1 protein-coding gene is annotated in these 948 nt (G+C 60.4%); it reads right to left on the bottom strand.

Features of this window, described 5'->3' with window-relative positions; all coding sequences use genetic code 11:
• On the bottom strand, positions 1 to 902 hold a 902-nt coding region (locus tag DY468_RS24530; protein WP_164608218.1), incomplete at its 3' end, for an IS30 family transposase.
• Positions 903 to 948: the final 46 nt, after the last annotated feature.

Raw genomic sequence — 948 nt, 5'->3', positions numbered from 1 at the left:
TGCTTTCTGATGTCCGCCGTGGTGAGGTCGTCGAGATCCGTCTTGCGAGGTAACCAGCGTCGCAAGCGACCGATCGAGTTTTCAACGCCGCCTTTCTGCCAGGGGCTGTGAGGATCACGGAAGAAGGTCTGGACGCCGATGGCTTTGTGAAGCCGATGGTGTTCGGCGAACTCGCCTCCATTGTCGAAGCTGATGGTTTGGCGCATCGCCGGTGGCAGTTTCCCCAGTCGGAGTTCGATGGCTCGCGCTGTTGGAACAGCTTTTCGACTGACCTGGCGGTGAAGCAGGTTGAAGCGGCTTTGTCGCTCGTGCAGCACCATGAGCCCCTGTCCGGATCGGGAGAACATTATGAAGTCGGCTTCCCAATGCCCCGCGGTCTGCCGGCTATCGACCTCAATGGGCCGTTCGGCGATCGAACGCCGTTGTCTGATGAGGCTTGCGGTGCTGCCGCCCCGCCGCCGACGCCCTCGGAACTTCTTGTGACGTGGCAACAGCAGGTACCAATAATCCTGCTGCGCGGTGCGATGATAGATGAAGCGATAGATTGACTCGTGGCTGATGATGACGCGACCATGCTTCAGCGCCAGCCGGCCGGCGATCTGCTCCGGCGAATGTCCCATCGCAAGGCTTTTGCCCACGCGTCTTCGTAGGCCCGGCTGGCGCGCCAGTTTGAAGCGACAATCCCATCGCCTCCGCCGCTCGGCCAATTGTTGGGCGCGGACTGGTTCGTAGCCGCCGGCCCAGACCTTCGTTCGCTTGGAATTGCGCCTCAGCTCTCGACTGATCGTAGAAGGCGACCGGCCCAGGGCAACCGCACTCTGATTTTGAGATATACCGCCCGCATGCAGGCGATAAATCTCAACGCGCTCCTCGAGGCTGAGCTGGCCATAACACTGTCCCATCGCAACACCACTGTAGCAGGTGTTGCACTTGCATCGTGAACCCAAG

It is taken from the genome of Rhodopseudomonas sp. BR0M22, assembly GCF_010907035.1.
GTDB lineage: Bacteria > Pseudomonadota > Alphaproteobacteria > Rhizobiales > Xanthobacteraceae > Rhodopseudomonas.
The sequence above is the reverse complement of the archived record's forward strand: the minus strand, read 5'-3'. Positions and strand labels throughout refer to the sequence as shown.